At 65.7% G+C, this 18,555-nt stretch carries 16 protein-coding genes and 5 pseudogenes; 6 read left to right on the top strand and 15 right to left on the bottom strand.

Going from position 1 to position 18,555, the window contains the following annotated elements; translation table 11 throughout:
* Window positions 1-86 precede the first annotated feature (86 nt).
* The 3 genes from ddfA to AC6I65_RS00095 all read right to left on the bottom strand — a co-directional run bounded on the left by ddfA (window position 87) and on the right by AC6I65_RS00095 (window position 1,607).
* Complete coding sequence (ddfA, locus tag AC6I65_RS00105) at window positions 87-359, bottom strand: DdfA family disk-determining factor (RefSeq protein WP_497902100.1); 273 nt, start codon at window positions 357-359, stop codon at window positions 87-89.
* A gap of 121 nt (window positions 360-480) precedes the next feature.
* A complete protein-coding gene (locus AC6I65_RS00100) occupies window positions 481-966 on the bottom strand; it encodes an Lrp/AsnC family transcriptional regulator (RefSeq protein ID WP_497902099.1) in 486 nt (161 codons plus the stop codon).
* A 359-nt stretch (window positions 967-1,325) separates the two neighbouring features.
* Window positions 1,326-1,607, bottom strand: a complete 282-nt coding sequence (locus AC6I65_RS00095; protein WP_497902098.1) for a WNWW family protein — start codon at window positions 1,605-1,607, stop codon at window positions 1,326-1,328.
* Window positions 1,608-1,920: 313 nt separating this feature from the next.
* Here AC6I65_RS00095 and AC6I65_RS00090 point away from each other — a divergent pair, with 313 nt between their 5' ends.
* The gene (locus tag AC6I65_RS00090) at window positions 1,921-2,922 is read left to right on the top strand and encodes a lipid II:glycine glycyltransferase FemX (RefSeq protein ID WP_497902097.1); all 1,002 of its coding nucleotides are present in this window, start codon (window positions 1,921-1,923) and stop codon (window positions 2,920-2,922) included.
* A 101-nt stretch (window positions 2,923-3,023) separates the two neighbouring features.
* Here AC6I65_RS00090 and AC6I65_RS00085 read toward each other — a convergent pair.
* Both AC6I65_RS00085 and AC6I65_RS00080 read right to left on the bottom strand, forming a co-directional pair.
* A pseudogene (locus AC6I65_RS00085) lies at window positions 3,024-6,603 on the bottom strand (DNA polymerase II large subunit).
* A 1-nt stretch (window position 6,604) separates the two neighbouring features.
* Window positions 6,605-7,022: pseudogene (locus tag AC6I65_RS00080) on the bottom strand (PPC domain-containing DNA-binding protein).
* Window positions 7,023-7,196: 174 nt separating this feature from the next.
* Between AC6I65_RS00080 and yciH the strand changes: the two are divergent.
* Complete coding sequence (yciH, locus tag AC6I65_RS00075) at window positions 7,197-7,490, top strand: stress response translation initiation inhibitor YciH (RefSeq protein ID WP_253431440.1); 294 nt, start codon at window positions 7,197-7,199, stop codon at window positions 7,488-7,490.
* Between the two features lie 617 nt (window positions 7,491-8,107).
* On the opposite strand, the pseudogene AC6I65_RS00070 reads toward yciH, so the two are convergent.
* The 3 genes and pseudogenes from AC6I65_RS00070 to AC6I65_RS00060 all read right to left on the bottom strand — a co-directional run.
* Window positions 8,108-8,455: pseudogene (locus AC6I65_RS00070) on the bottom strand (rhodanese-like domain-containing protein); the annotation flags it as partial.
* A 52-nt stretch (window positions 8,456-8,507) separates the two neighbouring features.
* Window positions 8,508-9,090, bottom strand: a pseudogene (locus AC6I65_RS00065) (NUDIX hydrolase); the annotation flags it as partial.
* Window positions 9,080-9,511: a hypothetical protein gene (locus AC6I65_RS00060; protein ID WP_497902096.1), complete on the bottom strand. Its 432-nt coding sequence runs from the start codon at window positions 9,509-9,511 to the stop codon at window positions 9,080-9,082. The gene AC6I65_RS00060 and the pseudogene AC6I65_RS00065, both read right to left, overlap by 11 nt.
* 206 nt (window positions 9,512-9,717) lie before the next feature.
* Between AC6I65_RS00060 and AC6I65_RS00055 the strand changes: the two genes are divergently transcribed.
* A complete protein-coding gene (locus AC6I65_RS00055; RefSeq protein ID WP_497902095.1) occupies window positions 9,718-10,038 on the top strand; it encodes a hypothetical protein in 321 nt (106 codons plus the stop codon).
* A gap of 258 nt (window positions 10,039-10,296) precedes the next feature.
* Here the strand turns inward: AC6I65_RS00055 and AC6I65_RS00050 are convergent, their stop codons facing one another.
* The 5 genes from AC6I65_RS00050 to AC6I65_RS00030 are packed head-to-tail and all read right to left on the bottom strand — an operon-like array spanning window position 10,297 to window position 13,706.
* Window positions 10,297-10,707, bottom strand: a complete 411-nt coding sequence (locus AC6I65_RS00050; protein ID WP_497902094.1) for a DUF5809 family protein — start codon at window positions 10,705-10,707, stop codon at window positions 10,297-10,299.
* Between the two features lie 25 nt (window positions 10,708-10,732).
* Complete coding sequence (locus AC6I65_RS00045; protein WP_497902093.1) at window positions 10,733-11,221, bottom strand: DUF5810 domain-containing protein; 489 nt, start codon at window positions 11,219-11,221, stop codon at window positions 10,733-10,735.
* A gap of 37 nt (window positions 11,222-11,258) precedes the next feature.
* Window positions 11,259-11,855, bottom strand: coding sequence for a class I SAM-dependent methyltransferase (locus tag AC6I65_RS00040; protein WP_497902092.1), 597 nt, complete (start codon window positions 11,853-11,855; stop codon window positions 11,259-11,261).
* 26 nt (window positions 11,856-11,881) lie between these two features.
* Window positions 11,882-12,586: a ribonuclease HII gene (rnhB, locus tag AC6I65_RS00035; RefSeq protein ID WP_497902091.1), complete on the bottom strand. Its 705-nt coding sequence runs from the start codon at window positions 12,584-12,586 to the stop codon at window positions 11,882-11,884.
* Between the two features lie 25 nt (window positions 12,587-12,611).
* Complete coding sequence (locus AC6I65_RS00030; RefSeq protein WP_497902090.1) at window positions 12,612-13,706, bottom strand: RAD55 family ATPase; 1,095 nt, start codon at window positions 13,704-13,706, stop codon at window positions 12,612-12,614.
* A 113-nt stretch (window positions 13,707-13,819) separates the two neighbouring features.
* Here AC6I65_RS00030 and AC6I65_RS00025 point away from each other — a divergent pair, with 113 nt between their 5' ends.
* The 3 genes and pseudogenes from AC6I65_RS00025 (at window position 13,820) to AC6I65_RS00015 (ending at window position 17,247) form a co-directional block, all read left to right on the top strand.
* Complete coding sequence (locus AC6I65_RS00025) at window positions 13,820-14,284, top strand: hypothetical protein (protein WP_497902089.1); 465 nt, start codon at window positions 13,820-13,822, stop codon at window positions 14,282-14,284.
* A 170-nt stretch (window positions 14,285-14,454) separates the two neighbouring features.
* Window positions 14,455-15,800: pseudogene (locus AC6I65_RS00020) on the top strand (tryptophanase).
* Window positions 15,801-15,906: 106 nt separating this feature from the next.
* Entirely contained in the window at window positions 15,907-17,247 is a 1,341-nt protein-coding gene (locus tag AC6I65_RS00015) for an outer membrane protein assembly factor BamB family protein (protein ID WP_497902088.1), read from the top strand.
* A gap of 65 nt (window positions 17,248-17,312) precedes the next feature.
* Here the strand turns inward: AC6I65_RS00015 and AC6I65_RS00010 are convergent, their stop codons facing one another.
* On the bottom strand, window positions 17,313-17,630 hold the full coding sequence (locus AC6I65_RS00010; protein ID WP_497902087.1) for a hypothetical protein: 318 nt from the start codon (window positions 17,628-17,630) through the stop codon (window positions 17,313-17,315).
* A gap of 210 nt (window positions 17,631-17,840) precedes the next feature.
* Window positions 17,841-18,305, bottom strand: coding sequence for a hypothetical protein (locus AC6I65_RS00005; RefSeq protein WP_497902086.1), 465 nt, complete (start codon window positions 18,303-18,305; stop codon window positions 17,841-17,843).
* Window positions 18,306-18,555: the final 250 nt, after the last annotated feature.

The following is an 18,555-nucleotide window of genomic DNA, read 5'->3' as shown; positions in this document are numbered from 1 at the left end:
GCTATCAGACGGCTCACTCACCGCTGTGGGCGTGTGACCCGAGTGAATAATGGATCCGGTCCGATCGCCACGACCGCTCGTGGTCGCTACCGTTCAGTGTTGTTTCTCACGGAAACGTCCCCGTTCCCCCGGACGGTGACGTCGTAGCCCAGGTACTCGAACGAAACCTGACCGGATTCGCGCGGTCGGCCGCGACTGGTCGGCGCGAAGAGCGCGTTGAGTGCCTCGGGGTCGATCACGTCGTAAAGCGGCGGCTGTAGCTCCATCGGATCCGTTCCTTCTCGATCTGCGACGAGTTCGACGACGGCCGTGACGGGCGAACTGGAGGAGACTGATTGCGTGGGTGAAACGGATTCCATCATCGCTAGGCAGCCGTTGGATACGTATAAACCCCGTCACCAGTTGTGGAAGGCCTGGATTTTACCATCGAACGCTGCTTATTCCACAGAAAACGGGCTGAATTTCCGGCGAGACCGTTTCTCACCCCTCTCTCGAGGGGACGTCCTTGCCGAAGTGGTCGAACGGCTGGACGTACTCGTCGTCGAGCACGTCCGACCGAACGATCTCGAGGCCGCACTCGCGAATCGAGTTCGCGATGTTCGACACGTCGTTCGTGTCCGTACCGACGACTCTGATGTGGTAGTTCTCCCGACCGGCGAGCAGCTTCCGGACGGAGACGACGCCGTGTTTTTCCAGCAAGTCCTCGGTGAGCGGTTCGGACGGATCGCTGGCGGTGCAGGTGAAGAGGATCGACAGCTGATAGCCCGCCTGCTCGTAGTCGATCTTCGGAATGTATCCCCTGATCACGCCCTCGTCCTCAAGTGCTTCGATTCGATTCCGGACGGTGCTCGCGGAGACGCCCACGGCCTCCCCGATTTCCCTGGCTCTGTTGTTCCGGGCGTCCGTCTGTAGTATGTGAAGGATCCCCCGGTCAACCTCGTCGAGTGCTGACTGTCGTTCACCCATGCTCGGCGGTACCGGGGAAGAAGCGGTGTATCTTGTGTGCGCAGATGTCTGGTCGTCATTACCAGATCGAGCGTTGCCGAATCGATCTCCAATCGCTACAGATCAACTCGCCCTCGAGGCCCCTGTTGGTCGTGGAGTCACCCGCTGATGCGGCGCGCGTTCGATCGACGACCGTCGAATGACATTATACTATCTATAGCATTACCATCGAGAAAACTATACTATCTATAGCATTACCATCGAGAAAACTATACTATCTATAGCATTACCATCGAGAAAACTATACTATCTATAGCATTACCCGACGCCAGTTTTCGACCGACGACGAGGGTCTCATCCTCTCATCCGTCTCACCCGCCTCACCCGTCGCGATAGCGCTGAATCCCAAACTGGCCGTAGCCTCCGTAGGCGACCTCGAGCGACCCGATCCACCAGTTCCACCGGTCCGCGGGCGTGCCGTGGGGCGCATCGGCAAGTTCCTCGAGCACCGCCTCGGTGGTCAACTCGGCGCCCACGTCGGCCTCGTACTGGCCGGAGTCTGCGAGGTCGACGGCTTGGCGGACGACGACGCGTGATTCCCCAACGGTGCCGCCGAAACGATCGCGGAGGCGAACCTCGAGCGGGCCTGGCTCGACGGTCACGGTCGTGAGCACGCGAAACCGGATTGGCGCACTGTACGCTTTCTCCGGTGCAGGTGACGACGGGTAGCGATTCCGGCAGTGTCTGTGGGTGTCATGTGTACCAACCCTGTATTCTTCGCGAGCGATTGAAAAACTGGTCACTGGTTCGTCTCCGTTCGCGCCGCTGGTGGTCACGACTCCGGTCGTTCCATGTCGCCGAGGGTAACAACGACGACTGCGATACGCTTCAGCGAAATGCATGAAAGAACTTTACACGGGGTTCTCGTCCGTAGGAGTGCTGCGTGCCGTCCAATACGCCGATACGGTGAGGAAAATGACCATCGACGTGTCCCTCGTAGACGACCCGGACGAGTGGAATAGCCTGGTCGAACAGTCGCCCCATCGGACGCCCTTCCACCGCTACGAGGCCCTGGAGGTCATGGAAGACTACGCCGGAACGCTGTATCCGTACGTTGGGTACAAAGGCAACCAGCCGGTCGGCATATTTCCGGTGTTCTCCAAATCGAAAGGCCCCGTTCAAACGGCCTATTCCCCGCCGACCGGTTTGCGAATCAACTACCTCGGGCCAGTCCTGCTCAACCAGGAGTCGCTGAAAGAACGGAAGGCGTTGCGGCGTCACAACCGCTTCGTCGCGGCCGTTGACGAGGCGATTCGAGAAACGATCGGTCCAGCGTACATCCACATTCAGACCGGCACGGAGTACGGCGACCCGCGGCCGTTCTTCTGGAACGAGTACGCCGCTCGCAAGCCGTACTTCACGTACGCCGTCGATCTCACGCCGTCGGAAGAGGATTTGCTGATGACGTTCAGCAGCGACCTCCGGCAAAACCTTCGAAACACGCCGAACGACAGCTACGAAATAACGGAAACGAACGGCGCAGAGATACCCGCTATCATCGACGGGCTACGGAAACGTCACGACGAGTACGCCGCACCGCCGGCGTTCTTTTCGGCCCTGTACGGCGCACTTCCCGACGGGATCATGCGCGTGTACCGGTTCGTTGCCGACGGCGAACTCGTCGGCGGTCAGATAACTATCGAAGACGATAGAACGCTGGTCACGTGGCAGGGGGTTAGCAATCGCGACCACAGCGTCCCGGTGATGGACCTCATGCTCTGGCACGTCATCTGTCAGGCGCGCGACCGCGGCCTCGAGCGCCTCGACCACGGCGGGGCGAACCTCTACGGACTCTCCGAGTACAAGGCGAAGTTCGCCCCGGAGGTCCGGATGTACCACCGACTGACCTGGTCGAGTCCGCTGGCTACCGTGTACAGCGGGTTCAAAACGAATATCGTCGACAACCTACGGAGTTAACCGGTCCGCCTCCAAGCGCCACGTCAGGGGCGTGCGACGCGAGACAGAAGCGCAGTTGATCCGACGAACGTCCGAACGGAGTCGCTCACCACCAGCCGCGGTCACATGAAGTCCGCGATGCCGCTTTGCTTGTTCTTGTCGTTCTCGAAGACGCTCTCGAGGGACTTCTCGAGCACTTCCAGCCGTTGCTTGGTGTAGTCCCGACAGCCGTACTCCTCGGCGACGTCGATGGCGGTCTGCATGTACTTGTTGACCGACCCCTTGTGGACGGTCAGATTGACGCGGCCGCCACACTCCCGGCAGACCTCGGTCAGGGGCATCCGTCGGAACTTCTCCCCGCAGTCGAGACACCGCGTCTCCTGGCGCGAGAACGCCCGCAGGTTGCCGATGAGGTCGGGCAGGAAGTGGTACTCGATGACCCGCTCGGCGACGTCCGTCTCGTCGACGGCCTCGAGTTTGCGCGCCAGCTCGAGCTGGGCGTCCATCTTGTCCATCATCGACCCGAGCGTCTTGTAGGCCGACAGGTCCGGCCCCATGGCGATGTCGGTGGTGTCGTGGGTGTGCCCGAAGCCGGTGTACTCGTGGTCGGTTCCCAGGGTGTCTTCGGCGATTTCGACGATGTCCTCCACGTCGCCCGGGTCGGCCTGCTCGAGGGTGGCCTCGTAGAACTCGCGGGGATAGCGGGAGACGACGTCCATGTTGTGGGCCTCGTCGTCGATCTCGGAGGGGTCGATTCTCGAGGACATAACGAGGGGAGCGTCCATGCGCCCGCCTCGTTTGTCTGGCAAGAAACTAATACTAAAGTTCAACAAGCCGTCCATGAGGAGCATGACACAGTCCTCGTCACCGTCGCAATTTCGTCTTTTTGCTGCGTGGAAAAACGGGTGTGCATAGCCGACGGCGGCGCTCGTGAAACCGATCACTCTCCCGACAGTAGCCGCGGAGGTGTGCGGTGCCATACCAAATACGAGCTCGCCGACGAGCTCCTGGCGATCGTCGATCTCGTAGAACGGCTCGAGCCCGTAGTACTGCGCGAGCAGGTCGTCGATGAAATCGGCGGTCTGCATCATGTGCTCGGCCGCGCCGTCCGAGAGGACGATGTCCTGGACCTTGAGCTCGACCAGCTGATCGGCGTGGGTCAGCGGTTCGCCGTGGACGTCCTCCTCGTAGCCCAGCGCCTCGGCTGGCCGACCGTCACGTCGAGTTCGCTGGCCCGCACGGCCGTCACGGGGAGGTCGGTCATGTCGTAGCGGACGGTGCCGTCTTTGAACGTCGAGACGTCGTGTTTCGCCCGAAGGATGCCCTTCTCCATCGGCTCCGGCACCTTGGTCGTCGAGGTGAGTCCCTTCACGCCCTTGAGGATCTCGAAGGCGTTCTCGCGCTCACCGACGGCCTCGAGGGCGTCTCGGTAGACCTCGTGGACGTCGACCTCGGTGTACTCGACGCAGGTGGCCTCGATCTCACAGCGGTCGCACTCGACGCGGCCCGCCTCGTCCGGGTCGACCCGGGACTCACAGGAGGGGCACTCGTAGTCTGGGACGGTCCGCTCGTTGCACTCCGGACAGCGGTTCTTGAACGTCTCCTCGCCGCAGGCCTCGCAGCGCTTGCGGCCGATCTCGAGTTCGACGACGCCGGGCGTGTCGCTCATCGTCTCGGCGTACTTTCCGGCGTCGGCGACGTTGCGCTGGGCGCCGCCGGCCTCGCCGATGGGAAAGAGGGTGTGGACGGGCGGGCTGAGGTCCCGGCGCTCGGACTTCTCGGGCCGACCCATCCGCGTGCCGATGCGGGTCGGCGCGCGCTCCCGAACCGTGAAGGAGGCGACCTCGTTGACCGCCTCGATGGCGTTGTCGCCGTCTTCGTGTACGCCCCACGCGCGAGCGCGCTCGCTCAGGTCTTCGAGTGACCAGGTGCGCTCCAGATCCACTGTCAGTCCCAGACTGCGAACGAACGGCTCCCAGTCGTCGACCTCGATCCGGTCGGGGCGCTGGCGGTGTTCGACGACGATGGTCTCGAGCGCCTCGCGGACGGCGTCGGTGTGCTCGAGGACGAGCGTCTCGCCACCTGCGCCCCCATCCTCGACCGTTCCGTCGCTGACGGCCTCGGCCAGCCCGACGAAGGCCTCGACCGAGAGGTCGTGCCACTGGTAGGTGTATTTCGGATGGAGCGGGGCGTCGTACTCGAGCGCCCACTCGAGGACCTGCTCGGCGGGCGGGTCCTCGAGGTCGATCCGGGGGTCGTCCTCGAGCGCCTGGACGTCCGCACCGGCGGCCTCGAGGTCCTGGACCCACCACTCGACGGCGTAGGCGGCGGGCGCGAGCGCGTGGTTGTTCTCGACGAACTCGCCGTAGTTGACCAGGTACTCGCCGGCGTCCAGGATCTTCTCGATCCCGTTGCGGACCTCGAGGGCCTCCTCGACGTCGTCGATCTGTCGGACGTCGCCGTTGGCCAGGCGGACGGTGGGGCCTTCGATGCTGTCGACGGGAATCACCCCGGCGGCCTTGCCGGGGCGCTCGGTCTTGATCTGGGTGCCCGTCGCGAGGAAGTCGTCCAGAATGTGCATCGAGGCGGGGTGGACGCCCGCGGTCGCGAAGCCGTGGTTGCGCGCGCGGCCGTAGCGCAGGCGGAAGCCGCCCTCGGCGCAGGGGTGTGAGAAGACGGGGCGGCCGGCGATCAGGTCCCGGAGGAACTTCGTGGCGGGTTCGACGCGCGGGGGTCCCGACGGTCGATCGTCTTCCTCGGAGTCGGGACTCGAGTCGTCAGCGTTTGTCTCCTCGTCTCCCTCGCCTTCTCCGCCGTCGCCTCCATCCTCGTCCTCGCCTTCATTCGCTGACGCACCGTCGTCGTAGTAGGTCCCGTCGATCAGATCCTGGAGCCACGGCCAGTCGATTTCGTCGAGCTGGGACGTATAGCGCTGGATCTTGGGGGCTTTCAGCGCGATCCCTTCGGCCATCACCAGACACATCCCGCCGCGGGCGGAGTTGGTGTCGACGCGCTCGAGATCCCGAAAGCCCGAGACCTCCTCGTCGCCCGTGGCCTCGCCGTCGAGCATGATCGGGAGGTGTTTAGCGATGAACTTCGTCTCCTCGTCCTTTGGGGAGTACTGCAACCCGGTCTCCTTGTCGTAGAGGCCGACCTCCTCGGCGTAGCGTTCAATCTCCTCCTGACGGGCCTCGTAGGTCTCGAGCCCGACCAGCGCGCGGGTGTAGTCCGCGACCAGCACCGAGAGTGCCTGGGCGGTCCCGCCCGCTGACCGGATCGGGCCAGCGTAGTAGACGTTGACGAACTCGGTGCCGTCGTCGTTGGTGAGGATCTCGACCTTGTCGATCCCCTCGATCGGTGCCGCGACGACCCCCTCGGTCAGGAGCGCGACGGCCGTCCGGACCGCGCCCTCGACCTTCCCGGCTTTCGTCTCGTAGTCACCGACGGAACCGTCGGCGAAGTCTTCCGCGAGCGCGAGGGCGGCCTCTTCGCGGGACATCTGGCCCTCGAGTTCGCGCACGCGCTCGGCGACGCCGTCGATCCCGAGGATGTTCTCGACGCGGTCGGCCATGTCTTTCGCGACCGGAATCTCGACTTCTGGCTTCGGGTCGTCGCCTCGCTGCTTGGCGGTTTCGGCGACGTCCATGGCCTCTTCGAGCAGGATTCGAGCGTCTCGAAGTAGCGCTCGTCCTCGGCCCGCATGTTAGAGCCAGAGGTCGAGGTCGGTGGTCTCGTCGTGCTCGCGCTCGAGGGCTCCTCGAAGGTGCGCATGTACACTTCGCCCGCGAAGACGGTCGCGGCGTTCAGGTGGCCCGCGAGGGCCGTACCGTCGGGTCGCGAGAGGACGGCGTGGGTGTGGGCGAACCGGTCTCCTCCAGCCAGGAGACGTTCCCCACGCAACTGGCTACCTCGAGCGGTTCGTCGAAGGTCACGGGTTCGTACTCGAGGGTGTCCTGGTCGTAGAACCAGATTTCGGCGTCCTGGACGGCGCCGAGGGCGGTGAACCAGGCGGCGTCGGCGTCGACCTCGGTCGCGAGCGACTCGATCTCGGCCCGCCAGTCGGCGCCGTGGTCGAGGCTGGCGACGTACTCTCCCGTCGGTTCGACTGCGCGATAGTTCATGCCAACACCCTGGACGCGCAGACGGGAAAATCCCATCGGTTGTCAGGCAGCTTCGGGCAGCGGTGGGTCGAGCGTCCGACTGCTGGAGGCCGAAGACGGTTGCGGTCACGAGAGTCGGAAGTCGGTTGCGGTCCCGATAGTGTTTAATATGCTCATTCCGTACGGGCGAACGTAATGTCGGAAGTCTGCTCGACGTGCGGGCTGCCCCAGGAACTCTGCGTCTGCGAGGACGTGGCCAAGGGCCAGCAGCAACTCACCATCCGCATTGACGAGCGCAGATACGGTAAAGAGGTAACGGTCATCGAAGGATTCGACCCCAAAGACGTCGATCTCGACAGTCTGTCGTCGGATCTGAAATCGAAGTTCGCCTGTGGCGGTACCGTCGAGGACAGTCACATCGAACTCCAGGGCAACCACCGCGGCCGCATCGAGGACTTCCTCCGCGATCGCGGATTCAACGTCGCCTGACCGTCGATGCTCTGACCGGACTTCCGATCCATGGCGGGTCGCGAACCGAACGAAACAGCGCCTGCGGTGCGGTTTTTCGTTTCGACGAGGGCCTCGAGCAGCGACGCCGCTCTCCCGTTTTTCGTGCGACGCGTCCGAACACGCCTCGAGTCGTACAACTCGAGTAGCAGTGTCGTCTTCGGACCGGTACCTCGAGTAACGACGTCGTCTTCAAACCACTCTCTCGAGGATTCGAATACGCCGACAGCAAAACCGGCCACGTGGGGGGTGTGGCCGGGTGCTGATACGGCTCTCAGCCCGCTGAAATCCTGACGGTCTGTCCCATTGTGGTGCGATGCGGAACCAGACCATTCGTATGTGAATCATTCACAGGGATGGTTGTTCGGCCGTCATAGTCAGGGTCGTTACAACGGGGTGGTCGTCATCCGCGTCTCGCCTCACTCGAGTCGCGTCCGCCAGGTCGGTTCGGGGACTGGTACAGTGATTACCCTGCGGCGACCGCGAGTCGATCTCCGGTCGCAGAATCAGAACGGCGCGCTCGAGTCAGCGTTCCCTCGAGTACTGTGTTCGCGTTCGTCGTCCTCGTCTCGCTCACCTCGCCCGTCTCGCTCGTTGCCCTCGCTGCCCTCGCTGTCCTCGCCGTCGTCGGCCGCCAACTCGTAGGCCTTGGCCCAGGCCTCGAGTCCCCCGACCATGCTCTCGACGCGGGCGTCCGCGCTCCCCTCGTAGGAGCCGATGAGCCGTGCCGCCTGAACGCTCGCCTGCCCGTGCGGGCAGACGGTGACGATCCGGTCAGCGTCGTCGAAGTCCTCGATTTTCGCTGTTATCTCGTGAAACGGGACGTTCTCGCTGCCGGGAATGTGGCCACGTTTGAAGCTCGCCTGGTCGCGAATGTCGACGATCCGCACGTCGGCGTCGGACTCGAGCAGTGCCGAGACGTCGTCGGTGGAGATTTCGCCGTCCATCGTGTTGGTCGGGGTTGGGTCTCGAGCGGGTTAAACGATGCTCTTGGTCCCTGAGCAACCCGTCCTCGCGGGCCAGCAACAGTGCGCTCAGCGTCGAGTCGTTCGCCGGGTGCTCGCGCGCTCGAGCCAGCGCCTCGCCCTTCGGAATCGTCCGCACCTCGAGGAACTCGTTGCCGTCCAGGTCGCGCTCGCCGGGTTCGAGTCCCTCCGCGTAGACCACGCCGCGGTCGTGGCGAAGGACGCCCGTCGCGACGCGGTACTCCTGCAAGAGGGCGAGACTCGAGGGGCGAAAGCCGGTTTCCTCCTCGAGTTCGCGCGCGGCCGCGGCGGTGTAGGACTCGCCGTCCTCGACGATACCCGCGGGCAACTCGAGGTGCGTCTCTCGAATCGCGGGGCGGTACTGCTCGACGAACAGGATCGACTCGTCGGTCGCGGCGACGATCACCACTGCCGGGGAGGTCGGCCCAGTAGTAGCGCTTCTCGGAGCCATTGGGCTGTTCAACCAGATCGTAGCCGCCGTCGTACCAGCCGGTTTCGTACTCGGTCTGCGACTCGAGCACGGGCCACGCCGGTGCATCCTCGGTGGTTCCCGAGTTGGCGTCGGCACCCCCGTCGTCCGTGTCGTCAGGGTCCATCGACATCGCTAGCTGGTGTGATCTCGAGGCGGTAGTAGGTACCGTTTCGCTCGAGGTAGACCACGTCTGCCTCGGGGTCGGTCGCTGCGCGGTTCCACGTCTCGAACTCGGAGAACTCGTCGAACGGCGTGTGCGTGAACGCCGACTCGAAGCCGAATCGCCCCTCTTCGTAGGCCGCCGAGCGACCGTCCTCGAGCGCGCCCGTCGTGTACGGGAAGCGGTTCTCCGAGAGGTTCTCAGCGGCGATCGTACCCGTGACGTTCGCCTCTGGCGGTTCCCCATCCTCGAGGTCGACCTCGTTCGCGACCACGTAGTAGACGTCCCCGCCGCCGATCAGCGCGGGGACGGCGCCGAGGGCGACCAAGAGGACGAGTGGCACGAGTACGAAGGCCGAAACGAGGAGGAGGGTCCGTCGACGCATTATTCGACATTCGGGACCGACGGAGGATACGCGTTTCGTCGTTGCTTCGTCGGGTTCCGTTGGCTTCCGCCGGCGCTCCGTCGTCTCGAGAACGCTCTCGCGCAAGTGATAGCGAACGCAGGCCGTGAAACGCGCCAGCACGCTTATATAAATACCCTCGAGGTCACCGCATGATTGCTATCCCGTTGTGGCCCCTCAGGGCCCACATGGACGACCAGGTTGCGGGAGACGACGCCGCCGAACCGGCGTCAGACGAAGTCGCAGGTGAAGACGAAGATGGCGTCGACAGCGATCACGAGCGTGAACGCGTGCAGAAAGTCGCAGCGATCTGTACGTCTTGCGGGGCGGCGTACGCGGCGGAGCGGTGGTCCGACGAAAAAATTCGCCCGATAGGGCGACGAGAGGGCTGCCGGTGCGGCGGAACGACGTTCGAGGTGGTCGACGACTCGAGTTCGGACTTGGGGTCGCGTTCGGATTCGAATTTCCGCTCGGATCCGGATTCGGGTTCAGGTCCAAACTCGTCCTGATTGCCGTCCCTACGGACGCCGGTCTCCGCGTCGTTACGCGAAGCCGCCTTCCTCTCGTGCAGCAACCCCTTTCGATTCGTATAGCAACCCCCTGAGAGCGATGGCCACGATCACTCGTCGCGTCACTCCACGAACGCCGTGATCTCGAGACGCTGGTGCACGCGCTCTTCGCCGCTCACCCGGGATGGTTCGCTCGAACGTTCTCACCAGATGACGCGCTACGTCCACCCGGTGGCCGATGCGACACTTGAAAAGATCCTATAGCTGGTCACGGTACAGTCGGCCGAACGCCTGACGCCGAAGCGTCGCGATGGCGGCCTCCTCCTTCTCTTGAAAGGTCGCGGCGACGGCCTCGCCGGTCGGGGCGGCGTGCCAGACCACGTGGTCGACGTGCTCGCTTCCCGCCTCGATCACCTCGCCGTCGTACGCCTCGCGCCAGTCCTCGTACTCCTTGCGGGTGCCGACGCGAACCTCGAGCAAACTCGCGAACAGGGCGTCTCGAGCCGTCTCCACTACGTCTCTCGAGACGCGGTCGGCGTACTCCTCGCGGTCGAAGTCCATGGATTTGGCGACCTCGCGGACGACGGTCTGGGCGGCGGGACCGACCAATTCGTACTGCTCGCTCGCGTCCTCGAGGGTGCCGGGGGCGAAGGTACCGACGGTGTGCATGTCGAGACGGTTGGCGAGAGGACAGTTACGCGTTTTCGTTTTCGTTTCCGGTCTCGTCTTCGTGCTCGTCTTCGACGGGCGATTCCCCGTTGCCGGCGCTCGACCCGCGCCGCCCGTCGCCCTCCATTCGAGCCGTCAACGCCCTCGCCTCTTCGAGGACGTCCCTGGTTTCGGTGGTCACGTCTCCGCGCCCCGGTTCCTGTGCCTGCTGGGCGATGGCGTCCTCGAGTCTGGGGCCCTTCGGGCCTCTCTGGTTCCTCGCGTTCGCCCCCCGCCCCGACTGCACCCTTGGCCCCTCGGAAGCGTCTTCCGAGACCGGTAACTCCACCTCGAGCGCGTGCGGGGTGACGGCGTCGGCGAGTTCGTCTCGCGTTCTCGAGCCCCAGTCGGGGACGTGCTCCTCGAGCCACTCGAGGTGAGCCGTGCGGCCGAGCGACGCGGTGACCGCGAGGTGGTCGGCGAGCTGGCGGCCGTCGGTGACGCCCGCCTCACAGATTGGACAGACGTATCCCATGAATCGCGCTACGACGCGGGACCCAAAAAGTCGATTGCTATCGGGCGGGCGTGCGGGCCAGTGCGGAGACCCACCCGTCCAGTTCGGTCACCGTCACCCGTTCGAAGCCGGCCGTCTCGAGCAGGTCGTGGACCGCTCTCGGCTGGTATGGCTCGAAGTGGCGGTCGCTCTCGTCGCGGGCGGCCAGGTCGGGTCTCTTTACGGAGAGGTACAGGACGCCGTCGGTGTCGAGCACCCGTCGGAACTCGCGGAGCGTCGCGGGCGCGTCCGCCCGGGGGACGTGGAGAAATGACGCACACGCCCAGAGGCCCTCGACCGCGCCGGTCGCGACCGGGAGTGCGCGCATGTCGCCCCGGAGGAACGACGCCGAAGGGACGTCCTCCGTCGCCGCCCGGAGGAACGACTCGGTCAGATCCAGACCGACGACGTCGTATCCGCGGGCCTCGAGCGCCGCCGAGTCCACGCCGGGGCCACAGCCGACGTCCAGAACGCGCTGTCCGCCGGTGGTCTCGAGCGCCTCGAGGAACGCCTCGCCGTACCGGGCGAGCACCGACTCGGTTCGGTACTTCTCGACGTAGGCGTCGGCGTCCGATTCGTAGGTTCGCAGGGTTCGAGCGACGTCGTCTTCGCTCATGCCGGCGTATTTCGGGCGGGGGTACGTCAAAATTGCCCGAGTCCGGTCTGTTCGGCGTCGGCGAGCACGTCGGCGCAGGTCGACCACGACGCGCGGGCGAACGGCGGCAACGCTCCACATCTCGCGACGTACTCCTCCAGGAACGCCCGCGTGGTCGGGTCGGAAGGGTAGCCGCTGCCGACCTCGCCGTACTCGTCGGCGATTGCGGCGACGTGGGCGTCACGTTCGACCTTGGCGACGATGCTCGCGGCACCCACGAGCGGGTCGTCGTCGTCGGCGCCGTGGGTCGCCTCGACCGTGGTCTCGAGGGCGCAGGCGTCGGCGACCCGGCGGGCGAAGCGCTCGGCGTCGGTGTCGCAGGCGTCGCAGTGGACGACCGGCGGTTCCGACGTTCCCCCGTGCTCGAGGGTGGATGGAGACTCCCCGGCGGCCTCGGCAGCCCCGGAAGCCTCGACGGCCCCCTCGAGCGCGCTCGCGTGGGCCTCGACGGCCAGGCCATTCATGTCGGTGTCGGGGGCGTCGATCCGGTCGGTGGTAATTTCGGCGACGCCGACCCGAAGTCGAGCGTCCGCGCGGATGGTCTCGGCCAGGGTCTCCCGTCGCTCCAGCGAGAGGCGCTTGGAGTCGGCGACGCCGTCGGGGAGGGCGTCTCGAGTCGGGGCCCAGACCGCGGCGGCGAACATGGACCCGAAGACGGGGCCTTTGCCGGCCTCGTCGACACCGAAGGGCATTGACGGAGGATTTCGGCTGGAACAGTTAGCTGTTCCGTTCCTCGACGTTGGGCTCGTCGATGTGTTCGCTTCCACCGACGTCGTCTCGCGGATCGTTCGTCCCGCTCGTCCCATCGTCCGATTCTCCACCACTGTCACCGTCATCGTGGTCGCCCTCGAGTTCCTCAAGCGGATCGAAGGTCACCATGCCGAGTCCGCTCGTGTACTCGTAGGTGTGCCACTCGCTGATCGCGAGAACGCCTCGGAGCTTGCGCACCCGGAGCCGACGAAAGAGCGTGTCCTCGACGATCGAGTTGTCGAGCGCGAGGTCGACCACACCATCGACGGCGTACGCGAGGTTCCGGGGGAAGACTTCCTCGCCGCCCGCGACCGTTCCCCCGGCGATCAGCGGCACGAACCGGCCTTTGCAGACCTCGGCGCGGGCGTCCCGGACGAAGTCGTAGGCCTGGACGGGCTGGACGAGCGAGGCGAACTCCGCGATGGAGTCGACGACGACCAGCCCCGTCTCGATCATCTCGAGGTCCTCGAGGCCGTTGTCGAGGACGTTCAGCACCTCGTGGGCGTCGCCCGGATCGCGGACGGTGGCCGTCTGCGGCTCGACGACGCGCCGCAGGTGGGTATTCCACTCGGTCATCCGGTCGTGAAGGCGCTCGGGGTCGTCCATCCTGGAGGTAAAGCAGTCGAGGACGCGAAGCTGGCCGGACTCGAGGTAGGGGAGGACGTTCCAGTCCATCGCGAGGAAGTTCTCGACGACCGACGTGGGTGGTTCGGTGAACGCCACCACGATCGCCGGTTCGTCGCGCTCGAGCGCGCGCCAGACCAGTTCGGCCTGGATGGCCTCCTCGCGGGTTCCGGAGTTGCCCACCAGGAGGACGAACGAGTTTCGCGGGAGCCCCTGCGGGAGGCTCGCCTCGAGAGCGGCGACGCCCGTCTCGAGCGTTCGGTGTCCGTTTTCTTTCCGGGACCCGTCTTCGTTCTCCCGAAAGGCGTCGCGGCAGGCGCGCGAGCAGAAGACCCGGTCCGGGTCCGCTCCCTCGCCGTCTCCGGTAACCGGCTCGAGTGGGCACGCGTGTCCACAGAACGCACAGCGAGTCTCGTCCGTCGCCGACGCGTCGTTCATGCGGTGCGTTTTGCCTCCCTGGCACAAGAATGTGCGCGCGTCGACAGTGGGTCGTAGCGGCGGTGTCCGTGGCTCGTCGGATTTATATTCGTGCGTGGCATTGACAAACAGTAATGAACGTACGGGATGCCCTCGAGGCCGATGCCGACGCGATTGCCGCCATCGCCGACGCTCCGACCGACGTGGCCCGGAACCTCGTCCACGACCGGACGGTGCGCGTGGCCGAGGACGGTACTCACGACCCGAACGCCGACGTCCCACCTGCGGACGACGCGAGCGACGCGGACGCCTCGCAGTACGGCAAGTCCAATCCCGAGGACCTCCTCGGATTCGTCAGCTTCGACGCCCAGGGCGACACCGTCCACGTCACCCAGATCGACGGCACCGAGGCCGCCTGCGAGCGCCTGCTGGCCGAACCCGTTCGCTTCGCCGAGTGTGAAGGGATGGCCGTCGAAGTACTCGTTCCGGACGGCCACGGAGCAGTCGAGGAGGCCGCCGAGGAACTCGGCTTCGGTGACACCGGGTCGGGTCCTCGGTTCGACGGCGCGCGGACGGTCCGGTATCGCCTCGAGCCCTGATTGCGGGCCTACTTTGACTGGTCGGCGTCTCGAGCGTGCCGACCGGGCCACCTCCCGCGACTACGGGACGTGCTTCGAAGCCCCGATTCGTCGCCCGGTGTACGTTCGGGGCGGATAGCCCCCAGAAACCCGCAGATGCATTGAACTATCGCCGCGCCTCAGAACGGGATATGGTACACTACAAGTCGACGATGGTCGAACCGATCGACCTCCCTTCTCGCGGCGAGCGCGAACGCGCACTCGAGGAGGCGGGCTACAACGTCTTCAACCTCGACGCCGAGAACGTGTTCATCGACCTGCTGACCGACAGCGGGACGGGAACGATGAGCGAGGACCAGTGGGCCGCCCTGATCCGGGGCGACGAGTCTTACGCCGGGTCGAAGAGCTTCCGACGGCTCGAGGCCGCGGTGGCCGACGTCATGGGCTTTTCCCACGTCGTCCCGGCCCACCAGGGGCGCGGGGCCGAGAACGTCCTCTACGGCACCCTGCTCGAGGAGGGGGACGTCGCCCTGAACAACACGCACTTCGACACGACGCGGGCCCACGTCGCCAACCAGGGCGCCGACCCGGTCGACTGCCCGGTCGAGGTCGCGACCGACCCGGGGCCCCGGGCGACTTCAAGGGCGACTTCTCGATCGAACGCGGCCGCGAGGTCGTCGAGGAGGTGGGCGCCGACCGCGTCCCCGTGGTGATCCAGACGATCACGAACAACTCGGCGGCGGGTCAGCCGGTGAGCGTCGAGAACACCCGCCGGGTCGCCGAGTTCGCCGACGAGATCGACGCCACGTTCGTCGTCGACGCCTGTCGCTTCGCGGAGAACGCCTACTTCGTCACCGAGCGCGAAGCTGAGTACGCCGAAGCGTCGGTCGCCGACGTCGCCCGCGAACAACTGGGGTACGCCGACGCGCTGGTGATGAGCGGCAAGAAAGACGGCCTCTCGAACGTTGGCGGGTTCGTCGCCACCCAGGGCGAGGCGCTGGCCGACCGCTGCAAACAGCGGGCGATCCTCTACGAGGGCTTCCCGACCTACGGCGGCATGGCCGGCCGGGACATGGAGGCCCTGGCGGTCGGCCTCCGGGAAGCCGTCGAGGAGGCCTACGTCGCCGACCGCGTCGAGAGCATTCGGACACTCGCGAGCCTGCTCGAGGACCGCGACGTCCCCGTCTACACGCCCACCGGCGGCCACGCGGTCTACCTCGACGCCGAGGCCGTCTTCCCGCACCTCGAGTCGAGCGACTTCCCCGGGCAGGTGCTGGTCTGTGAACTCTACCGTGAGGGCGGCGTTCGCGGCGTCGAACTCGGGAGCTTCGCGTTCCCCGGCACTGACCGTCCAGAACTCGTCCGGCTGGCGGTCCCCCGCCGGACCTACCACCGCGAGCACTTCGAGCACGTTGCCGATGCGGCCGCGGCCGTCCTCGAGCGGGCCGACGAGGCGACGGGCCTCGAGATCAAAACCGAACCCGAGGTACCCGAACTCCGTCACTTCACGGCCGAACTCGAGCCGACGTCCAGGTAGCCCTCCGCTCGCGGACGGTCGTCGGTCACTTTGAGATTACCACCGGTGAGCGCACCGAGGCGCTCGAGGCGAACGTTCATGCCACTCGAGTAAAACTGCTCTCGTAATGCAAGGCCTCTCCCGACGACGCGTCCTCCGACTCAGCGGCGCGAGTCTCGCGGCGGCAACCGCTGGTTGTCTCGACCAGTCGGAATCCGACGATCCGACGCCGAACGCCGGTAATCGTGACGGGAACGGCAACGGTAACGGCAACGACACCGAAGACGACCCCCTGATCGACCCCATCGACGACCCGCTCGAGGCGACGTACCCCGACAATGTCGCCCAGTTTCGGGACTCGCTCGAGAACTGGGGATATCGTCCCCAGGAGACGATCCCCGACGCGGTCGAGCAGGCCTGGCGCCTCCCAGAGGTAAACACTGGCGATCACAGCGCGGCGAAAGCGAGCGCGACGCCGACGTCAGACGGTGGTCTCGTGATGCCGGGCGACACTGGCATCGTCACGGCGCTCACCGCCGATGGCGAAGTGCTGTGGGAAGCCGACACCGAGACGGACGGCAACGGCATCCACGGGACGGCCGTCGTCACCGCAGATACCGTCTTCATCGGTGCTTACGACGGCGTCCTCTACGCGTTCGACCTCGAGACGGGCGACGAGGTGTGGGCCGAGAAGCTGGGCGGGTCGATCGGCTCGAGCCCGGTATTTGACGGCGACCGCGTCTTCGTGGCCGTCGAGTATCCCGACCCCGAGGGCAGCATGTTCGCCGTCGACCCCGACACCGGCGAGGTGCTGTGGGAGGACGCCGAGAGCCGGCCCACCGACCACCCCCACTCGACGCCCGCGATCGACCCCAACGCCGGCCGGCTGGTCGTCGGCGCCAACGACGGCGTGCTCTATGGGTGGCAGTATCCAGACCTCGAACTCGAGTGGACGTTCGAGACCGACCCCGACAACGACACCGACGGCGAGATCAAGGGACCGATCGCCACCTACGACGGCGGGGCCTACTTCGGCTCGTGGGACCAGCGCATCTACCGGGTCGACCTCGAGGACGGCACCGAGGACTGGTCGGTCGAGACGGGCGGGCTTTCGATGACGGGCCCAGGGATCGACCCGAGCCTCGGAGTCGTCTTCGCTGGGAGTCACGACGGCAACCTTTACGCGCTCGACGCCGCCACCGGCGAGGAGCACTGGCGCTTCGGAACCGACAGTGCGCTCACCGGGTGCCCGACGGTGTGTGCCGACCGGGTGGTCTTCGGCTCGAAGGACCGGACGCTGTACGCCGTCGAGAAACAGACCGGCGAGGAAGTCTGGCACGTCGACCACGACGGCGTCGTCACGAGCACGCCGCTGGTCGTCGACGGCGCCATCTACTACGCCGAGCGGGCGCCCGCTCCCGAGGACGGCGAGACCGACGGGGGTGCCTACAAGCTCGTCGAAGCCTGAAAAACGGTGGTGCGCTTCTTCGGTCCTTTCTCGAGGCGATTCTACGCTTCTACGCTTCTACGAGTCTACGAGCGAACGAAGCCCGTCGCTCGAGCCCGCAGCGAGGGTTCGGGTTCCGGCTCCGACTCGCGGCCGAACCGTTTCTTCGCCATCGACGCGAAGTCGTCGCCGCTCCCGTCGCCCTCGAGCGCCTGGAGGAGCACGTCGGGGACTGACTCGCGCAGTTCCTGTTGTTTCTGCTCTCTGAGGCTGCCGTTGCGCAGCGCGATTCCGACGCCGAGGAACAGGGCGGCGTCGAGTAGTTCGCGTTTGAAGCGTCGCTTGTCGTTGCGGACCGCCAGCGCTTTCAGCAGCGAGATGGCGCCGATCCCGAGGTAGAGCATCGAGCCCGCTTGGGATCACCGGTGAGGAGTTGTCTGGGGTTCATGCCGGGGCCACCTACCACACTCGCCGGTATAAAATGTGAGCATGATCGCTATCACTGACAGGCGGGCGTGTCAGCCGCCACACTCGAGGATCGGGTTCCTGTCGGAGGTATCAGGTAACGGTGATCGAGCACGTAGTCGTCGGCTACACTCCGCCCGGATTGATCCTCACCGAAGTCGCGATGACCTCGGCTCCTTCAGCCGTTGTGTCGTGCCCCCGAACGTCGTTTCACCCCGCGATACCGTCCCTCCGTGATCGATTCGACGTCGAATCCGAGCGACTCGTAAAACGGTCGCACGTCCGCATCGAAGTTCGCCGTTAGCACGCCCGCTTGCTCGAGCGCCGCCTCGAGCAGGTCGGTTCCGATCCCACGTCCGCGGTGACGTCGGTGGACGGCGATCGCCGCGACGTGCCCCCTTCGTTTCGCCTCGAACCGGCGTCTCGAGGACGACCGCGCCGAGGACCCGCCGCGTCTCGCCGGTACCCACCGATCGCGGTTCTGTCGCGACCAGGACGTCACCGTCGTCGATTCGCGACTCGACGTCGCCGACCTCGAGCAACGCGCCGTCGACGAGTCGACGGACGGCCAGGGCGTCGTCCGACGTCGCCCGTCGGACGCGGCGATCGGTCACGGGAGCCCCTCCGACTCGCTATCCGTTCGGGCGGTGGCGGGTCGCTCGTACACGGCGCGGGCTACGTTCTCGGGAACGAAAACGGCCCGGCTTTCATCGACGGGCCGTCAGGATGCAGAACGTGTATCGACTGACCGTCAGGAAGCCAGAACAGTCTTGCTCGCGCGGGAGAGAAGGAGACGTGTGACACGCCGGTTCGTCGCTGCCCTCCTGATCGTACTCGTCCTCGGAAGCGTTCCCGCGAGCGTCG

This window comes from Natronosalvus sp. KLKA75 (assembly GCF_059736265.1).
Note: the sequence above shows the minus strand (reverse complement) of the source record. Positions and strands in the feature narration are given on the sequence as shown.

Coding starts and splice junctions, on each gene's coding strand:
- AC6I65_RS00090 (WP_497902097.1), top strand. CDS start 1,921: ATGACCATCGACGTGTCCCTCGTAGACGACCCGGACGAGTGGAATAGC.
- rnhB (WP_497902091.1), bottom strand. CDS start 12,586: ATGCCCTTCGGTGTCGACGAGGCCGGCAAAGGCCCCGTCTTCGGGTCC.
- AC6I65_RS00045 (WP_497902093.1), bottom strand. CDS start 11,221: ATGGGATACGTCTGTCCAATCTGTGAGGCGGGCGTCACCGACGGCCGC.
- AC6I65_RS00100 (WP_497902099.1), bottom strand. CDS start 966: ATGGGTGAACGACAGTCAGCACTCGACGAGGTTGACCGGGGGATCCTT.
- AC6I65_RS00055 (WP_497902095.1), top strand. CDS start 9,718: ATGGACGACCAGGTTGCGGGAGACGACGCCGCCGAACCGGCGTCAGAC.
- AC6I65_RS00060 (WP_497902096.1), bottom strand. CDS start 9,511: ATGCGTCGACGGACCCTCCTCCTCGTTTCGGCCTTCGTACTCGTGCCA.
- ddfA (WP_497902100.1), bottom strand. CDS start 359: ATGGAATCCGTTTCACCCACGCAATCAGTCTCCTCCAGTTCGCCCGTC.
- yciH (WP_253431440.1), top strand. CDS start 7,197: ATGTCGGAAGTCTGCTCGACGTGCGGGCTGCCCCAGGAACTCTGCGTC.
- AC6I65_RS00025 (WP_497902089.1), top strand. CDS start 13,820: ATGAACGTACGGGATGCCCTCGAGGCCGATGCCGACGCGATTGCCGCC.
- AC6I65_RS00040 (WP_497902092.1), bottom strand. CDS start 11,855: ATGAGCGAAGACGACGTCGCTCGAACCCTGCGAACCTACGAATCGGAC.
- AC6I65_RS00015 (WP_497902088.1), top strand. CDS start 15,907: ATGCAAGGCCTCTCCCGACGACGCGTCCTCCGACTCAGCGGCGCGAGT.
- AC6I65_RS00010 (WP_497902087.1), bottom strand. CDS start 17,630: ATGCTCTACCTCGGGATCGGCGCCATCTCGCTGCTGAAAGCGCTGGCG.
- AC6I65_RS00030 (WP_497902090.1), bottom strand. CDS start 13,706: ATGAACGACGCGTCGGCGACGGACGAGACTCGCTGTGCGTTCTGTGGA.
- AC6I65_RS00050 (WP_497902094.1), bottom strand. CDS start 10,707: ATGCACACCGTCGGTACCTTCGCCCCCGGCACCCTCGAGGACGCGAGC.